The following is a 15640-nucleotide window of genomic DNA, read 5'->3' as shown; positions in this document are numbered from 1 at the left end:
CTTCGATCAAGTGCCAGGATCTTCTGGCGCCAAAAGAAAGGCAGCGAAAGGATCCCTCCGCTGCCGCCATGTGCCCGAGGCCGGACAATTCGCCGCCCCCTTGCTCAGCCTCCATCCTGATCAGAGCGCCCCCGCTTGTGATCTCGGGGAAACAGCAACTGCTCAAGTTCCTCACGAACGGGTAGGCATTTGTGTCACCCGTGTGAAAAACAGCAAAGCAAATGGTGGGCCATGACATGGCCCGGGCTGCGGGATGCGGCGCTGCGCGCCGCGTCGGCGCGGCCGGATTTCAGCCGGCGGAGGCTGGCGCGGCGCTGCGCAGTGTGAGCGTGAACTCGGCCCAGGCCCCTTGCTGGCTGCGGGCCTCGATGCGCCCGCCCATGCTCTCGATGAGCTGGCGGCTGATCGCCAGGCCGATGCCGCTGCCGGGCTCGGCCCCGGTGTCGCGGCCCAGCCGGTTGAACGGCTCGTACAGGCGCGCGAGCTGCTCGTCGCCGAGGCCGGACCCGCTGTTCCAGACCGCCAGCTGCAGCGCGCCTGCCTCGCCTCGGTGCAGCGTCACCCGGAGGGTTCCACCGGGGGCACCGTACTTGATCGCGTTGGACAGCAGGTTCAGCACCGACTGCTTCAGCCGCAGCGGGTCGGCCAGCGCGAGTGGCAGGCCGGGTTCGAACGCACGCTCGATGTGCATGCCGCGCTGGCCGGCGTCGCCCGCCACCATCGCGAGCGCCTCGTCGGCCAGCGCCTGCAGGTCGACCGGCACGCTGTGCATGTCCATCGCGCCGACCTCGACCTTGCTCAGGTCCATCAGGTCGGTGATCAGGCGCAGCAGGTGCTGGCCGGCGCGCTCGATGTGGTCGACGCGCTCCAGCTGCGGGGCTTGCAGCGGCATCGCGGTGTCCAGCCGCAGCAGCTGCGAGAAACCCAGCACGGCATTGAGCGGCGTGCGCAGCTCATGGCTCACGCGCGCGAGGAACTGCGACTTCATCGCGTTGGCCTGCTCGGCCGCATGCTGCTGCTCGCGCGCCGCCTGGGCCGTTTTCACGTCGCTGATGTCGGCGAAGCTGCCGACCATGCGCAGGATGCGCCCGTCGGCATCGCGCTCGGCGACGTGGCCGCGGCTCAACACCCACACCCAGTGGCCGTCGGCATGGCGCAGCCGGTATTCGTCGGCATAGGGCTGGCTCTGGTCGCGCAGGAAGGCGCGGAAGCGTGCGACAGCCCCCGGCAGGTCGTCGGGGTGGCACAGCTTCTCGAAGCTGTCGGCGGCGATCTCGCCGAAGCGTGAGTTGAAATCGTCCGGGGTCGTTCCGATCAGGTCGGCCCAGCGCCCGCCGAGTGTCAGCACGCCGCTGCGCAGGTCGCGTGCCCACAGGCCGATGCGGCCGCCGTCGATCGCGGCATCCAGCCATTCGCGCGAATGCTGCAGCTGCGTGATCATCTGCTCGCGCTCGGCGGCCAGCGCCTGCTGCGCCGTCACGTCGGTCACCAGGCACAGCCGCGCGCTGCGGTCGCCGAACTGCAGGCTGTGCGCGCTGATGCGCGCGAGCAGCTCGCGACCGTCCTTGCAGCGGTGGCGCCACGGACCCGACGACGTGACGCCGGCCGCATCGGGTGCGCGCGCCAGGCGCACCTGCGCTTCCATCGCCGGGACATCCTCCGGCGGGCGCAGGTCGGCCAGCGTCATCTGCAGGAACTCCTCGCGCGACCAGCCGTACTGCGCGATCGCCGCGCCGTTCACGTCGAGGAAGCGCAGCGACAGCGCGTCGTAGATCCACATCGGCTGCGGGTTGGCGTGGAACATCTGCTCGTAGCTGACGGCGATCTCGTGCAGCACCGTGTCTTCGGTGCTGGCACGCGTGGTCAGCGAGCGCAGCAGCAGGATCAGCAGGCAGCCCGACATCGCGACGAACAGCAGGCCCTGGATCGTGTGCACCAGCGTCAGCTGGCGCGGGTCGCTGGTCAGCGCGAGCGCCGCATGCTCGGAGAACAGCACCCAGGCCGTGCCCACCGCCAGGTAGGCGAGGACCAGCACGACGGGGCTGCGGTGGGGGCGCTCTTGCATGAGGATCGCTCCGGTTCTGGAGGCGTGGATCAGAGAACGCCGCGCTCGCGCAGCGCAGCCAGTTGCTCGGGGGTCACGCCGATCTCGCGCAGCACCGCCTCGCTGTCTTCGCCGAGGGTCGGGGCCCGGCGGCGGATCGAGCCGGGCGTCGCGCTCAGGCTCGGCACGATACCCGGTGTCTCGAGCGACAGGCCCTGCGCGCTGGTGATGCGCTGCAACATGCCGCGCGCGCGGTAGTGCGGGTCGTCGGCGATGTCGCGCGCGGTGTAGATGCGCCCGGCCGGCACGTGCGCGGCGTTCAGTGCGTCGAGCACCTCGGCGACGCTGCGCGGCGCGGCCCAGGCGCCGATCGCCGCATCGATCTCGGCGACCCGCGCGACACGCCCGGCGTTGCCGGCCAGCGCCGGGTCGCGGCCGAGGTCGTCGCGGCCGATCGCGGCCATCAGCCGCTTGAAGATGCTGTCGCCGTTGCCGGCCACCAGCACCCAGCCGTCGTGGCAGGCGTAGGCGTTGCTCGGGGCGATGCCGGGCAGCGCCGAGCCGGCCGGCTCTCGCACGGTGCCGAAGGCGCTGTACTCGGGCAACAGGCTTTCCATGCAGTTGAAGACGGCTTCGTAGAGTGCCACGTCGATGACTTGCCCACGCCCCTTCGGCGCCTCGGGCGACACGCTGGCGTGCCGGTGCTGCAAGGCCATCAGGATGCCGATCACGCCGTGCAGCGAGGCCAGCGTGTCGCCGATGCTGACGCCCACGCGCACCGGCACGCGGCCCGGCTCGGCGGTCAGGTGGCGCAGCCCGCCCATCGCCTCGGCGACGACGCCGAAGCCCGGCCGGTCCTTGTAGGGGCCGGTCTGGCCATAGCCGCTGATGCGCAGCATCACGAGGCCCGGGTTGGCGGCCGACAGCGTCTCGTAGCCGAGGCCCCAGGCTTCCATCACGCCGGGCTTGAAGTTCTCGACCAGCACGTCGCTCTCGGCGGCGAGCCGGCGCACGATGTCGCGCGCCTCGGGCTGCTTCAGGTCGAGCGCCAGGCTGCGCTTGTTGCGCGACTGCACCTCCCACCAGACGCTGGTGCCTTCGTGCATCAGGCGCCACTGGCGCAGCGGGTCGCCGCTGCCGGGCGGTTCGACCTTGATCACGTCGGCGCCGAAGTCGGCCAGCGTCTTGGCGGCGAACGGGCCGGCGATCAGCTGGCCGAGTTCGAGCACCTTCAGGCCGGCGAGGGGGCCGGGGGAGGTGGGCGCTTGAGCAGACATGCCCGCGATGGTAGTGTCTGGCGCCGCCAGATCGCCGGAGAAAGCCATGCGCTTCATCGCTCTCGGAGTCTCATGCGCGCTGCTGCTTGCAGCGGCCGCCGTGCCTGCCGCCGCTGCCGAGCGCGCGATCGACAAGGAGGTGGTGGTGGCCGCGCCGCTGGCGGCGGTGCCGGCGCGCTGAACGGAGCGTGCGGCCCGCTACCACTTGCACCCGCTGCCCTTGACCGCATCGACTGCGAGCGGCACCGCCGCCAGCAGGCCCATGCCGTTGTAGGCGGTGCGGCAGTCGGCGCGGCCGGCCTTGTCGAGCTCCTCGGTGATCTTGGCCTTGCGCTCGGGCGGCGGCGGCAGCAGCGGCAGCACGCCTGGTGCCGCGCCACCGAAGCTGCTGCCGCGGCTGCGCAGGCTCGGCAGGTTCAGGTTCAACTTCGGCTCGCCGGGAGCGCCTGGCGGGGCGGTGGCGTCGCGGCCGGTCTCGCCGTTCAGGCCAGTGGCCGGGCCCACCGGGGACGGCGCCGTGGCCGGCTCGGCCGTGGTGCCGGGGCTGACGCGCCGCGTGGAAGGCTGCGCGGGCTGCGGTGCGGGCGAGGGCGCGAACACCGGATCGGGCGCAGGGACCGGGGCCGGGGGAGCCGGCACGGGGGCCGGAGGCGGAACAGGCGCAGGAACAGGTGCAGGAACGGGTGCCGGGACCGGGGCAGGAGCGGGTGCAGGCGGCGGTGGCGGCACGGTGAGCGGCGGCACCAATTCCACTGGCTCGGGGCGCCGGAGAGGCTCCGGGAACGCCTCGGGCAGCGACGGCATGGGTGTCGGCACGGGCATCGCCATCGGCGGCGCGACAGGCGCTGCGGGCAGCGGCAGCGCTGGCGGCATCGGTTGCGACGCCGCCGGCTCGGGTGCCGACGCGGCCGCTTCGGTCACGGCCGGCTGCGGCGCGGGTGCGGGGCGGTCGATGCGCGGTGCGGCGGGTGTCGGTGCCGGCATCGTCCGAACCTCGACCTTCGGTGGCGCCGGCGCCGGCGGCGGAGCTTCGACGCGAGGAGGCGCAGGTGCGGGCGTGGGCACCGGTGCCACGGCCTTCGCGACGGGGGCCGGCGGCGGCGCGACGACAGCGCGCGGTGGCGGTGGAGCGACGGGCACGCGCGGTGCAACGGGTCCCACCGGCGCCACGCGCGCAGGTGATCGCGATGGCGGCGGCGCCAGCGTGACCCGCAGCGGCCCCCAGGCCTCGGCGCGCGGCGCAGCGCCGCCGTTCGGCTGGCCGGTCTGCGTGCCGACCCACATCACTGCGAGCACGTGCAGCACGATCGACAGCGTAACGAACTGCGCGAGCCTGGCGCGCTCCTGGTCCGACACACGCAAGCTGTCGGCGGGGTGGAGCGGGAGGATGGGCAGGGCACTCATCGCCTCCCAGCATGCCATCATCGTGCGGTGGAAGCCGTCCCCGACCGTTTCGAGCACGCCAGCGACCGTGCGCAGTTCAAGCAGCCCGCGCACCGTGGCGGCATCGAGTTGTACCGCGCGCACATCGTGCGCTACGCGTTCGAGCCGCACACGCACGAGGCCTATGGCTTCGGCGTGATCGATGCCGGCGTCGAGCGTTTCCGCTACCGCGGCAGCGACCACCTGGCGCCGCCGCAATCGCTGGTGCTGATGAATCCCGACGTGCTGCACACCGGCCGCGCCGAGACCGAGCATGGCTGGCGCTACCGCATGGCGTATGTCGATGCGGCGCTGCTGCGCGAGGTGAGCGGCGAGGCGGACTGGTCGTTCGCCGAGCCGGTGTTGCGGCATGACTTGAGCGCACTGCGTGCGAGTGCAGCGTTGCAGGCACTGTGGGCGGCCGATTCGCCACTCGCGTTCGATGGTGCGCTGCTGGACCTGCTGCAGGCGGTGCAACCGCATGCGCGCCGCGGATCATCCGAGCGCGCGAGCGAAGTCGACGCGCCGCTGCAGCGTGCGATCGAGCTGATGCACGACCGCCTCGCCGACCCGCTGACGCTGGCCGACCTGGCGCAGGCGGCCGGGCTGAGTCCGTTCCATTTCCAGCGCCGCTTCAAGGCGAGGCACCACGCGACGCCACACCAGATGCTGATGGCGTTGCGGCTGTTCCGCGCGAAGCGGCAGCTGGCCGCCGGCCTCGCGCCGGCGCTGGTGGCGGCCGACAACGGGCTCACCGATCAGGCGCACCTGACGCGGCGATTTGCGGGCATGTATGGCGTCACGCCGGCGCGCTATCAGCAGCAGGTGCGCGCCGGCCTCAGTCCAGCAACCCCCCCGACCGCTTGACCAGCACCTGATTGCGCCGCCGCTCCGCCGCGATCTGCTGCGCGAAATCCTGCTGCGTCCCACCGGCCGGCAGGTTGTGCGATTCACGCAGCCGCGACGCCACCGCATCGCTCGCGAGCAGACGCCCGATCTCGGCATTCAGCCGCGCCACCACCGCCGCCGGCGTGCCGGCCGGCGCGAACAGCCCGAACAGCGAGCCGATGTTGGCCTGCGGATACCCCAGCTCCGCCAGCGTCGGCACCTGCGGCAGCGCCTCCAGCCGCGTCGGCGCGCCGACCGCCAGCGCCTTCAGCCGCCCCGCCGCCAGCAGCTGCAACTGCGCTGCCGCGACATTGGTCGACAACACCTCGAACTGCCCGCCGAGCGCATCGTTGATCTGCGGCCCGCCGCCCTGGTAGGGCACGTGCGTGATGTCGACGCCGCTTTGCAGCCGTGTCTGCGCGAGCACCATGTGGCCGCTGGTCGCGATGCCCGACGTGGCCCAGCGTACCGCCCCCGGATGCGCGCGCGCCTGCGCGATCAGGTCCGCAAAACTCTGGCCGCTGAAGGCCGGCGTGCCCGCCACCAGCACCGGCGTGTTCATCACGCCGGCCACCGGCACGACGCTGCCCAGCAGGTCGCGCGGGCCACCGGCCAGCAGCGGCTGCAGCGTCAGCGGCGAGACGGCCGAGAACGCGAGCGTGCAGCCATCGGGCGCAGCGCGTGACAGCATCTCCATGCCGAGCGCCCCGCCGGCCCCGCCACGGTTCTCGACCACCACCGGCACGCCCAGCGCCTGCGCGAGCGGCTCGGCCAGCGTGCGCGCCATCGCGTCGCTGACGCCGCCCGGCGGGTAGACCACGATCAGGTGCACCGGCCGGCTCGGCCAGGGCGCTGCCGGTGCCGCGGCCACACCGAAGGCCGGCCACGCCAGCGCCGCGCGAACGATCTGTCGACGCGTCGCGTTCATGCCTTCCCCTGCTTCGATGCCAGCTCGCGCGCCAAGGCCGCGAAGCGCTGCGCCGGCAGATTGTCTTCATCGCTGCGCGACACCAGCGTCAGCGGCGCATCGAGCGGCCCGCTGCCGGCCAGCCGGCGGTAGGCGATCGCATGCGGGTGCGCGCCGGTCATCGACGCTGGCACCACCGACAGCCCCGCGCCGGCGGCCACCAGGTTCAGGTTCGTCATCATGCGATCGACCTCGGCGACGATGCGCGGCCGCAGGCCCTTCGAATGGCACAGCGCGAGCAGCTCCGCGTACAGCCCCGGCGCACCCGGCCGGCGCACCAGGATCAGCCCTTCGGAGCACAGCTGCGCGAGCGTCAGCGGCCTGGCGGTCACACCAACCCGCCTGGCCGCCGCCGCGAACGCATGGTCGCTCGGCATCGCGGCCATCACCGGCTCGCGCAGCAGCGTCTCGAAGTGCAGGCCCTCGGGCCGCGCGACCGGCACCCGCAGCAATGCGCAATGCAATCGGCCGGCCGACAGCGCCTCGGTCAGCTCGGCGGCGTTCTCCTCGCGCAGTTGCAGCTCGACCTTCGGATGCAGGCGCCGGAAGGCTCGCAGCACCTCGGGCATGAAGCGGTGTGCCGCCGCCGAGCTGGTGAAGCCGATCGCCAGCGACCCCTCCTGCCCCTGCGCGACGCGCGCCATGCGCTGCGACATCGCCTCCATGCCCTGCAGCAGCCGCGCGGCCTCGACCTGGAACTGCCGACCCGCGTCGGTCAGCGCCATGCCGCGCGGATGGCGCCGGAACAGCGACATGCCGAGCTCGCGTTCCAGCGTGTGGATCTGCTGGCTCAGCGGCGGTTGCTGGATGCCCAGCAGTTCGGCCGCGCGCGTCATGTGGCCGGTCTGCGCGACGGCCGCGAAATAGCGGAGCTGTCTCATCTCCATGTCGTCGTCTCCATATGTTTTTCGTATCGGAATGACCTGCTTATTTTATTTGACCGCAGATCAGGCTCGCCCCTATCGTCGCGGCGCTGTTCAACAGAAGGCCCTCGAGGCCTCAGACCGGAGACAAGACCATGGGCCCAGGCCGCCGCATGGATGGACGCGTCATGCAACGCATCCGTCCCTTCCTTTCCACCCTCGCGCTGTCCGCGCTGCTCGCCGCTTGCGGCGGCGGTGGCGATGACGACACGCCGCCGTCCGACGCCCCGCCGGTCGCGACCGGCACCACCTGCGCGGCGCTCGCCGGCCTGCAGATCACCGCGGCGCAGATCGGCCTGCCGACGCAGGGCGCGAGCGTGACCAGCGCGACGCCGGTCGCCGCCACCGACGCCGGCAACTCGCGCGGCGACTACTGCCGCGTGCGCGGCAGCATCCTGCCGGTCGACCCGACGGCGCCGGCGATCACCTTTGCGGTCAACCTGCCGGAGCAGTGGAATCGCAAGGCCATCCACTTCGGCGGCGGCGGCTTCAACGGCACGCTGATCGACGGCACCGAGCCGCTGCGCTTCGGCCCGGCCGGCAAGTCGGCCCCGCTCGCGCTCGGCTACGCGACCTTCGGCGACGACGGCGGCCACCAGAGCAGCAGCATCACCGACGGCAGCTTCGCCGCCAACGACGAGGCGCTTGCCAACTACGGCGGCCAGTCGCTGAAGAAGACGCACGACGTCGCGATGCTGCTGGTGAAGACGCGCTACGGCAGTGCGCCCGAGAAGGCGTACTTCCTCGGCACCTCGACCGGCGGGCGCGATGCGCTGCTGCACATCCAGCGCTGGCCGGCCGACTACGACGGCGTGGTCGCCAACGAGCCGGCGCTCAACTACAGCGGCACGCGGCTGTCGAACGTGGCCGTCGGCCGCGCGCTGTACGCGAACGGTGGCGCCGGCTGGGTCAACCTCGCGAAGACGCTGCTGGTGCAGAAGACCGTGCTGTCCGCCTGCGACAAGCTCGATGGCGCCACCGACGGCATCGTCAGCAACGTCGAGAGCTGCCGCCAGCTGAACCCGCAGATCCTCGCGACGCTGCGCTGCGCGGGCGGCGCCGACACCGGCGACACCTGCCTGTCCGATGCGCAGCTCACCACCATCCGTACGATCGAATCGCCGCTTGAGTTGAACGGCTACACGCTGGCCGCCAACACCACGCGCGCCGGCGGCTACAACATCCTCGAAGGCACGCTGGTGGCCGGCCCCTCCACCTCGCGAGACCTCGGCACGCGCCCGGTCCCCGGCAACCCCGCCACCACCGCCGATGCCAACGTCTTCGTGACCGGCGACCAGTGGGCCAAGTACTTCGTCACCCGCGATGCCGGCTTCGACACGCTGACGCTGGACCCGGTCACGGGCGGCGCGTGGGCCGCGCGCATCGCGGCGGTCTCGGCGCTGACCGATGCGCTCGATCCCGACCTGTCGCCGTTCCTCGCGCACGGTGGGCGGCTGATCCTGCTGCACGGCCTGGCCGACGAGGTGATCAGCAACAACTCGACGATCGCGTACTACGGCCGCGTGAAGAGCACCGTCGGCGACGCGGCCACCGAGCAGGGCATCCGCTTCTACACGGTGCCGGGCATGGGCCACGGCACCGGCGTGTTCATTCCGAGCTGGGATTCGCTGGCCGCGCTGGAGACCTGGGTCGAGAAGGGCGTGGCGCCGGAGACCGCCATCGTGACCGACACCGTCGCCGCGACCGCCGGCCGCACGCGCCCGCTGTGCCGCTTCCCGGCGTGGCCGAAGTACAAGGGCAGCGGCAGCGTGGATGCCGCGTCCAACTACAGCTGCGTGCAGGAAACGGCCGACCCGCTGGCCTGCCCGAACCTGCCGGCCTCCGCCACCACCTACAAGGGCGGCAACCTGTTCGGCGAGGAACTCAGCGTAGCGCTCGACCCGGCAACGATGGGCTACACCATCACGATCGACGCCAGCGGGCAGCGCGCGGCCGGCACGCAGCGCAGCGGTGCGCTGCTGCCACGCGGCAACTGCGTGTTCGCCAGCGGCGAGAACGGGGCCGACTTCACGTTCGGCACCGGCGGGTTGCTGCAGGGGGGCGTCGCGGCGCCGACCGGCAGCACGTCCATCGGCCTGGTGGCGTTCCAGAACACTTTCCAGAACGGCGCGACGCCGGCGGTGTTCAACCCGGTGGCCAACATCTTCGACGTGACCGGCGTGCAGTACGGCGCCGATGGCGTCGCCAGCGCCTACGCCGCGTCGTCGCGGGTGCGCAATGCCGGCACCTTCCAGCATTGCCAGGACCCGGCGAGCGGCCGCTTCATGACCTACGACGCCGCGTGCACGTCGACCGCGAAGGGCTACGTGACCTACAACGCGACGCGCAACGCCTTCGACGTGTTCACCACCTCGCCGACCGGCGGCGCCACCACCACCGGCGGCACGCTGTCGGGCTCGGTCGTGTTCGGCCAGGTCGGCGCGACCACGGTGCCGCTGTTCCTGGTGCGCGACGCGTCCGGTGCGCACGGCCTGCGGCTGTATGCGCCGCAGACGCCGCTGGCGGCAGGCAGCGCCGACGGGCACTTCGCGCTCGCCGCGAGCGATGGCAGCCAGGCCGACGCGGTGGTGTCGGGCACGAGCCTGACGCTGGGTGGCAACACCGGCACGCTGGCCTACGATGCGCCGGTGCTGGGCGTCGCGCAGAGCGGTGGCGCCGCGGCCGGCAACTTCGTGTTCAATGCCGGCGTGCTGGGCTATGTGTCGTCCGGCGGCGCTGCGGTCTACCAACTCGGGATCCGAAACTGATGAAGAACCACGCCACGGGTGTCTGGCGGGCCTGGGCCCTGGCTGCGGTGCTGGCTGTGGCGGCTTCGGCCCCGCATGCCGAACCGAAGGCCGAGCCGCAGTCGGCGCCCTGCCCCGAAGGCGTGGTGCCCGACGCGCGCTGCTACAACGGCCGCGATGCCGAGGGCGCGCTGTACTGGATCGCAATCCCCGCGGACTGGAACAAGGTGCTGGTCGTGCATGCGCACGGCGGGCCGGAGGTCGGCACGCCGACGCTCGCGCGCGGCGCCGAAGACCTGCAGCGCTGGGCCGTGATGGTGAAGGCCGGCTACGCCTGGGCCGGTTCGACCTACCGGCGCGGCGGCTACGGCGTCACGATGGCCGCCGAAGACACCGAGCGGCTGCGCCAGCTGTTCGTCGAGCGCTTCGGCAAGCCGCGCCGCACCGTGCTGCACGGGCAGAGCTATGGCGCCGGCGTGGCAGCCAAGGCGGCCGAGCTGGTCGGCCCGCCGGCCTACGACGGCGTGCTGCTGACCAGCGGCGTGCTGGGCGGTGGCAACAACGCCTACGAATTCCGGCTCGACCTGCGGGTGGTCTACCAGCAGGTCTGCCACAACCACCCGAAGCCCGACGAGCCGGCCTACCCGCTGTGGCAGGGCCTGCCGCCGGACGCCAAGCTGACGCGCGCCGAGCTGGCCGAGCGCGTCAAGGAATGCACCGGCGTCGGCCTGCCGGCGGCGCAGCGCACGCCCGAGCAGGCGGCGCGCCTGCACACCATCCTGTCGGTGGTGCACATCCCCGAGCGCACGCTGCTCAGCCACCTGCAATGGAGCACCTGGCTGTTCCAGGACCTGACGCAGAAGCGCCTGGGCGGCCGCAACCCGTTCGGCAATGCGAAGGTGGTCTACAGCGGCTCGGGCGACGATGCCGCGTTGAACAAGCAGGTGCAGCGCTACGCCGCCGACCCGCAGGCGGTGGCCGCGCTGGCGGCCGACAGCCGCCCGACCGGCCGGCTGAAGCTGCCGGTGCTGACGCTTCACGCGATCCACGACCCGACCGCCTTCGTCGAGCTGGAGAGCGCCTACCGCGAGATCGTCGACGCGGCCGGTGCGTCGTCGTGGCTGGTGCAGACCTTCAGCGACGAGGCCGACCACAGCTACCTGGGCGACCCGGAGTACCCGGCGTTGATGACGGCGCTGCTGCGGTGGATCGATGACGGCGAGCGGCCGTCGCCCGAGGGCGTCGCAAAGCTGTGCGCGGGCAACGAGGCGCGCTTCGGCAGCGGCTGCAAGATCCGGCCGGAGTACCACCCCCCGCCGCTGTCGTCGCGCGTGCCGGCGCGGGCGCCCTGAGCCTCACCGGACGGCAATCTCGTACAAGACCGGCGACCGCCGAGGCGCGACACTGCGCCGATGACGACGACCCCCGCCCTGCTCACCGGAACCCTGTTTGCCCTCGCCGCCGGCCTGATGTGGGGCCTCGTGTTCGTCGGCCCGCTGATGCTGCCGGAGTACCCGGCCACGCTGCAGTCCTTCGGCCGCTACCTGGCGTTCGGGCTGATCGCGCTGCCGCTCGGCTGGCTCGACCGCGCGCGGCTGTCGCAGCTGACCCGCGCCGACTGGACCGAGGCGCTGAAGCTCGCCGCCGTCGGCAACGTCGTCTACTACCTGTTCCTCGCGAGCGCGATCCAGCGCGCCGGCGGGCCGCTGCCGACGATGATCATCGGCACGCTGCCGGTCGTCATCGCGGTCAGCGCCAACCTGCGCGGCAGCGTGGCCGGCGGCGCGCCGATCGCGTGGGCGCGGCTGCTGCCGTCGCTGCTGCTGATCGGTGCCGGCATCGGGCTCGTCAACCATGTCGAGATCACGCAGTTGCGCGCCGACCCGCAGGCCGACCTCGCGCGCTATGCGTGGGGCGCGGCGCTCGCGCTCGGCGCCGTCGTGTGCTGGACCTGGTACCCGCTGCGCAATGCCGACTGGCTGCGTGCCCACCCGGACCGCAGCCCGCGCAGCTGGGCCACTGCGCAGGGCCTCGCGACGCTGCCGCTGGCCGCCGTCGGCTATGCCGGCACCTGGGCCTGGATGGCGTTTGAGGGAAATGCGTTCGCGATGCCGTTCGGCCCGCGCCCCGGCGACTTCATCGGCTTGATGTTCGCGATCGGGTTGTTCGCGTCCTGGCTGGGCACGCTGTGCTGGAACGAAGCGAGCCAGCGGCTACCCACCGCGCTGGCGGGCCAGCTGATCGTGTTCGAGACCTTGTCAGCGCTGGCCTATGCCTTCGTGCTGCGCCGCAGCTGGCCGCAGGCCGAGACGCTGGCCGGCGTGGCGTTGCTGATCGCCGGCGTGTCGTGGGCGCTGCGCACCAAGGCGGCAGCGACTGGCGAGCTCACCTCGGAACTGCATCCCTGAGCGGGGTCGTCGGCCGGTGGCTGGCGGCGAGCGGGGCGTCGTTGGCGGCGCGCGCATCGGCGCACGGGATCGAATGCGTGATCGGCAACGCCGCAGCGTGCGCATGGGCGGTATTGACGGCACGGCGGTTGCGGTACCAGGCGCTCACGCGCTCCGCGGCTTGCAGGGTTTCGATGTTCATGATTCGTCGGCATTGAAGTTGAAACAGCCCGGTCGCGCCCTGCGCGGCCCGGGCCGGTGTGATCACGCGAAATCAGTCGCGATCACCTGTCAATGTCCTTGCCGAGGTCCTTCGCGACGTCGGCGACCTTCTTCTTCGCATCGCCGTACGCGGCTTGCGACTTGCCGGCCACCTGGTCGGCGACGCCTTCGGAGCGCAGGCGGTCATTGCCCACGGCCTTGCCGGCGGTTTCCTTGATCTTGCCCTTGACGTCCTCGACACGTCCCTTGACTTGGTCCTTGTTCATCACTGAACTCCTTGTTCAAGGCAGCGCGGTGTGCGCTGCGGTGAACACAGTGTCGGCGTCGAATCGGGGCAGGTCTGTCGGACGTGGCCGCGTTCGATGTCGGACAAGTCCGTCCGTTTCTGTGGGCGATCAGATCAGGCGGCGAGCGCCTCGTCGAGCACTTCCACCCAGTGCCGCACCGGGATCGCGGTGCCGCTCTGCAGGTGCTGGATGCAACCGACATTCGCCGACACGATGGCCTGCGGCTGCAGCGCGTCCAGGTGGCCGATTTTGCGGTCGCGCAGCTGGTAGGCCAGCTCGGGCTGCAGCACCGAGTACGTGCCCGCCGAGCCGCAGCACAGGTGGCTTTCGGTGGCCGCGACGCGCACCTCGAAACCGAGCGTCGTCAGGTGCGTCTCGACCCCGCCGCGCAGCTGCTGGCCGTGCTGCAGCGTGCACGGCGGGTGGAAGGCCAGCGAGCGCAGCGCGGCCTTGCCGTCCCGCAGCTTCATGCGCGGCTTCAGCCGCGGCACCAGCTCGGGCAGCAGCTCGCTCAGGTCGCAAGTCAGCTCGGCGATGCGTTGCGCCTTCTCGGCATAGGCCGGGTCGCGCGCCAGCGCATGGCCGTAGTCCTTCACGGTGACGCCGCAGCCGGACGCGTTCATCACGATCGCCTCGACCTGGTTCGACAGCACCAGCGGCCACCAGGCGTCGATGTTGCGACGCATGTCATCGAGCCCGCCGTCGATGTCGCCCAGGTGCGTGCGGATCGCGCCGCAGCAGCCGGCCTCGTCGGCCACCACCGTCTGGATGCCGGCCGCATCGAGCACGCGCGCGGTCGCGCTGTTGATGTTGGGCGCCATCGCCGGCTGCACGCAGCCCATCAGCAGCAGCATCTTGCGCGGGTGCTGGCGCGTCGGCCAGCGGTGCGCGGACGCACCGGCGCGCGGTGGCACCTTGTTGCGCAGCGTGGCCGGCAGCAGCGGCCGCACCGCCTGGCCGAGCTTCAGCGCCGGCGCGAACAGCGGCGAGGTCAGCCCCTCCTTCAGCAGCCAGCGCACCGCGCGTTCGCCGCGCGGGCGCTCGACGCGCGCATCGACCAGCTTGCGGCCGATCTCGACCAGCTCGCCGTACTGCACGCCCGACGGGCAGGTGCTCTCGCAGTTGCGGCAGGTCAGGCAGCGGTCCAGGTGCTGCTGCGTGCTGCGCGTGACCGGCTCGCCCTCGAGCACCTGCTTCATCAGGTAGATGCGGCCGCGCGGGCCGTCGAGTTCGTCGCCGAGCAGCTGGTAGGTCGGGCAGGTCGCGGTGCAGAAGCCGCAGTGCACGCACTTGCGCAGGATCGCCTCGGCGGCATCGCCGTCGGGCGTTCCCTTGAACTCGGAAGACAGCCTGGTTTGCATCGGTGTACAGCGTGGATCAGAGGCCGGGATAGAGCCGGCCCGGGTTGAACAGTCCCGCGGGGTCGAAGGATTTCTTCAGCTCGCGGTGGATGCGGTCGAGCGGCGCGCGCAGCGGTGCGAACGCGCCGGCCGACTTGTCGTTCGACATGAACAGCGTGGCATGCCCGCCGACCAGTGTGGCCGCGTCGCGCACCGAGGCGGCCGGCGCCGCGGTGCACAGCCAGCGCTGCGCGCCGCCCCATTCGATCAGCTGCTCGCCCGACACGCCGAGCGGCGGCGAGGTCGGCGGCACCGACAGCCGCCACAGCGCGCCGCCGTGCTCCACCGCGTGGCGCGCCTTCACGAAGTACTCGTCGGTCTGGTTGCGCAGGCCGCGCCAGAACGTGCTGGCCTGCGTCGGCTCGATCACGTCGCCGCCGAGCGCGGCCAGCGCCGACTGCACCGCCGCCAGCGCGCCGCGCAGCCGCACCACGAGGATGCCGTCCCACCAGGCGCTGGCGTTGATCGGCAGCGGCAGGCCGCTCCATTCGTTGATCTTCTGCATCGCGCTGATCTGCGCCAGCTCGAAGCGCACGGTGGCGGTGGCCGGTGCGAGCGGCAGCACCTTCAGCGAGACCTCGAGGATCACGCCCAGCGTGCCGAGCGAGCCGGCCAGCAGCCGCGAGACGTCGTAGCCGGCGACGTTCTTCATCACCTGGCCGCCGAAGCTGAGCACCTCGGCGCGGCCGTTCAGCAGCGTCGCGCCGAGCACGTAGTCGCGCACCGCGCCGACCGCCGCGCGCGGCGGGCCCGACAGGCCCGCGGCCACCATGCCGCCCACCGTGGCGCCGGGCCCGAAGTGCGGCGGCTCGAACGGCAGGTACTGGTTCTTCTCGGCCAATGCCGCTTCAAGCGTCGCGAGCGAGGTGCCGCAGCGCGCGGTGACGACCAGCTCGGTCGGCTCGTAGCTGGAGATGCCTTCGAGCACCGTGGTGTCGAGGATCTCGCCTTGCGGCGGCTCGCCGTAGAAATCCTTGGTGCCGCCGCCGCGGATGCGCAGTGGTGCGCCGACGGCGCGGGCGGCTTCGACCTTGTCGATCAGGATCTGGAGCGCGGGGTCGTTGATCATCAGGACA

The 15640-nt window shown here is 71.8% G+C and carries 14 protein-coding genes; 5 read left to right on the top strand and 9 right to left on the bottom strand.

The annotated features are described in order from the left end of the window. Window positions 1–289: 289 nt before the first annotated feature. Complete coding sequence (locus ACXJLU_RS19465; protein ID WP_457333763.1) at window positions 290–2065, bottom strand: sensor histidine kinase; 1776 nt, start codon at window positions 2063–2065, stop codon at window positions 290–292. Window positions 2066–2094: 29 nt separating this feature from the next. After that, window positions 2095–3321 (bottom strand): CaiB/BaiF CoA transferase family protein, encoded by a 1227-nt coding sequence (locus ACXJLU_RS19460; protein ID WP_457333762.1) that lies wholly within the window; start codon window positions 3319–3321, stop codon window positions 2095–2097. A 46-nt stretch (window positions 3322–3367) separates the two neighbouring features. On the opposite strand from ACXJLU_RS19460, the gene ACXJLU_RS19455 reads away from it, so the two are divergent. Continuing rightward, on the top strand, window positions 3368–3502 hold the full coding sequence (locus ACXJLU_RS19455; RefSeq protein WP_457333761.1) for a hypothetical protein: 135 nt from the start codon (window positions 3368–3370) through the stop codon (window positions 3500–3502). 17 nt (window positions 3503–3519) lie between these two features. Here the strand turns inward: ACXJLU_RS19455 and ACXJLU_RS19450 are convergent, their stop codons facing one another. Next, window positions 3520–4725, bottom strand: a complete 1206-nt coding sequence (locus ACXJLU_RS19450; protein ID WP_457333759.1) for a hypothetical protein — start codon at window positions 4723–4725, stop codon at window positions 3520–3522. A 27-nt stretch (window positions 4726–4752) separates the two neighbouring features. Between ACXJLU_RS19450 and ACXJLU_RS19445 the strand changes: the two genes are divergently transcribed. Continuing rightward, window positions 4753–5610: an AraC family ligand binding domain-containing protein gene (locus ACXJLU_RS19445; RefSeq protein WP_457333758.1), complete on the top strand. Its 858-nt coding sequence runs from the start codon at window positions 4753–4755 to the stop codon at window positions 5608–5610. Here ACXJLU_RS19445 and ACXJLU_RS19440 read toward each other — a convergent pair. Further along, window positions 5582–6559 carry a Bug family tripartite tricarboxylate transporter substrate binding protein gene (locus ACXJLU_RS19440; RefSeq protein ID WP_457333756.1) on the bottom strand — a complete coding sequence of 326 codons (978 nt, stop codon included), beginning with the start codon at window positions 6557–6559 and terminating at the stop codon, window positions 5582–5584. The two genes, ACXJLU_RS19445 and ACXJLU_RS19440, sit on opposite strands and share 29 nt — an antisense overlap. Further along, window positions 6556–7485 (bottom strand): LysR substrate-binding domain-containing protein, encoded by a 930-nt coding sequence (locus ACXJLU_RS19435; RefSeq protein WP_457333754.1) that lies wholly within the window; start codon window positions 7483–7485, stop codon window positions 6556–6558. The genes ACXJLU_RS19440 and ACXJLU_RS19435 overlap by 4 nt, the downstream gene beginning before the upstream one ends. 164 nt (window positions 7486–7649) lie before the next feature. Between ACXJLU_RS19435 and ACXJLU_RS19430 the strand changes: the two genes are divergently transcribed. The 3 genes from ACXJLU_RS19430 (at window position 7650) to ACXJLU_RS19420 (ending at window position 12676) form a co-directional block, all read left to right on the top strand. Beyond that, window positions 7650–10289 (top strand): tannase/feruloyl esterase family alpha/beta hydrolase, encoded by a 2640-nt coding sequence (locus ACXJLU_RS19430; RefSeq protein WP_457333752.1) that lies wholly within the window; start codon window positions 7650–7652, stop codon window positions 10287–10289. Next, complete coding sequence (locus ACXJLU_RS19425; protein WP_457333750.1) at window positions 10289–11620, top strand: alpha/beta hydrolase family protein; 1332 nt, start codon at window positions 10289–10291, stop codon at window positions 11618–11620. The genes ACXJLU_RS19430 and ACXJLU_RS19425 overlap by 1 nt, the downstream gene beginning before the upstream one ends. Before the next feature lie 78 nt (window positions 11621–11698). Continuing rightward, window positions 11699–12676 carry a DMT family transporter gene (locus tag ACXJLU_RS19420; protein WP_457333789.1) on the top strand — a complete coding sequence of 326 codons (978 nt, stop codon included), beginning with the start codon at window positions 11699–11701 and terminating at the stop codon, window positions 12674–12676. On the opposite strand, the gene ACXJLU_RS19415 is transcribed toward ACXJLU_RS19420, so the two are convergent. The 4 genes from ACXJLU_RS19415 to glcE form a co-directional block, all read right to left on the bottom strand. Further along, entirely contained in the window at window positions 12654–12923 is a 270-nt protein-coding gene (locus ACXJLU_RS19415; RefSeq protein WP_457333748.1) for a hypothetical protein, read from the bottom strand. The genes ACXJLU_RS19420 and ACXJLU_RS19415 overlap by 23 nt on opposite strands. A 16-nt stretch (window positions 12924–12939) precedes the next feature. Then, window positions 12940–13143, bottom strand: a complete 204-nt coding sequence (locus tag ACXJLU_RS19410) for a CsbD family protein (protein ID WP_457333746.1) — start codon at window positions 13141–13143, stop codon at window positions 12940–12942. Between the two features lie 134 nt (window positions 13144–13277). Beyond that, a complete protein-coding gene (gene glcF / locus ACXJLU_RS19405) occupies window positions 13278–14525 on the bottom strand; it encodes a glycolate oxidase subunit GlcF (protein WP_457333744.1) in 1248 nt (415 codons plus the stop codon). A gap of 16 nt (window positions 14526–14541) precedes the next feature. Next, a complete protein-coding gene (gene glcE, locus ACXJLU_RS19400; RefSeq protein ID WP_457333742.1) occupies window positions 14542–15633 on the bottom strand; it encodes a glycolate oxidase subunit GlcE in 1092 nt (363 codons plus the stop codon). Window positions 15634–15640 lie beyond the last annotated feature (7 nt).

The organism is Rhizobacter sp. P5_C2, assembly GCF_054049715.1.
Note: the sequence above shows the minus strand (reverse complement) of the source record. Positions and strands in the feature narration are given on the sequence as shown.

Excerpts from the sequence above, each read along its gene's own strand:
- ACXJLU_RS19440 (WP_457333756.1), bottom strand. The coding sequence starts at position 6,559 with ATGAACGCGACGCGTCGACAGATCGTTCGCGCGGCGCTGGCGTGGCCG.
- ACXJLU_RS19465 (WP_457333763.1), bottom strand. The coding sequence starts at position 2,065 with ATGCAAGAGCGCCCCCACCGCAGCCCCGTCGTGCTGGTCCTCGCCTAC.
- ACXJLU_RS19455 (WP_457333761.1), top strand. The coding sequence starts at position 3,368 with ATGCGCTTCATCGCTCTCGGAGTCTCATGCGCGCTGCTGCTTGCAGCG.
- glcE (WP_457333742.1), bottom strand. The coding sequence starts at position 15,633 with ATGATCAACGACCCCGCGCTCCAGATCCTGATCGACAAGGTCGAAGCC.
- ACXJLU_RS19435 (WP_457333754.1), bottom strand. The coding sequence starts at position 7,485 with ATGGAGATGAGACAGCTCCGCTATTTCGCGGCCGTCGCGCAGACCGGC.
- ACXJLU_RS19425 (WP_457333750.1), top strand. The coding sequence starts at position 10,289 with ATGAAGAACCACGCCACGGGTGTCTGGCGGGCCTGGGCCCTGGCTGCG.
- glcF (WP_457333744.1), bottom strand. The coding sequence starts at position 14,525 with ATGCAAACCAGGCTGTCTTCCGAGTTCAAGGGAACGCCCGACGGCGAT.
- ACXJLU_RS19410 (WP_457333746.1), bottom strand. The coding sequence starts at position 13,143 with ATGAACAAGGACCAAGTCAAGGGACGTGTCGAGGACGTCAAGGGCAAG.
- ACXJLU_RS19450 (WP_457333759.1), bottom strand. The coding sequence starts at position 4,725 with ATGAGTGCCCTGCCCATCCTCCCGCTCCACCCCGCCGACAGCTTGCGT.
- ACXJLU_RS19460 (WP_457333762.1), bottom strand. The coding sequence starts at position 3,321 with ATGTCTGCTCAAGCGCCCACCTCCCCCGGCCCCCTCGCCGGCCTGAAG.
- ACXJLU_RS19430 (WP_457333752.1), top strand. The coding sequence starts at position 7,650 with ATGCAACGCATCCGTCCCTTCCTTTCCACCCTCGCGCTGTCCGCGCTG.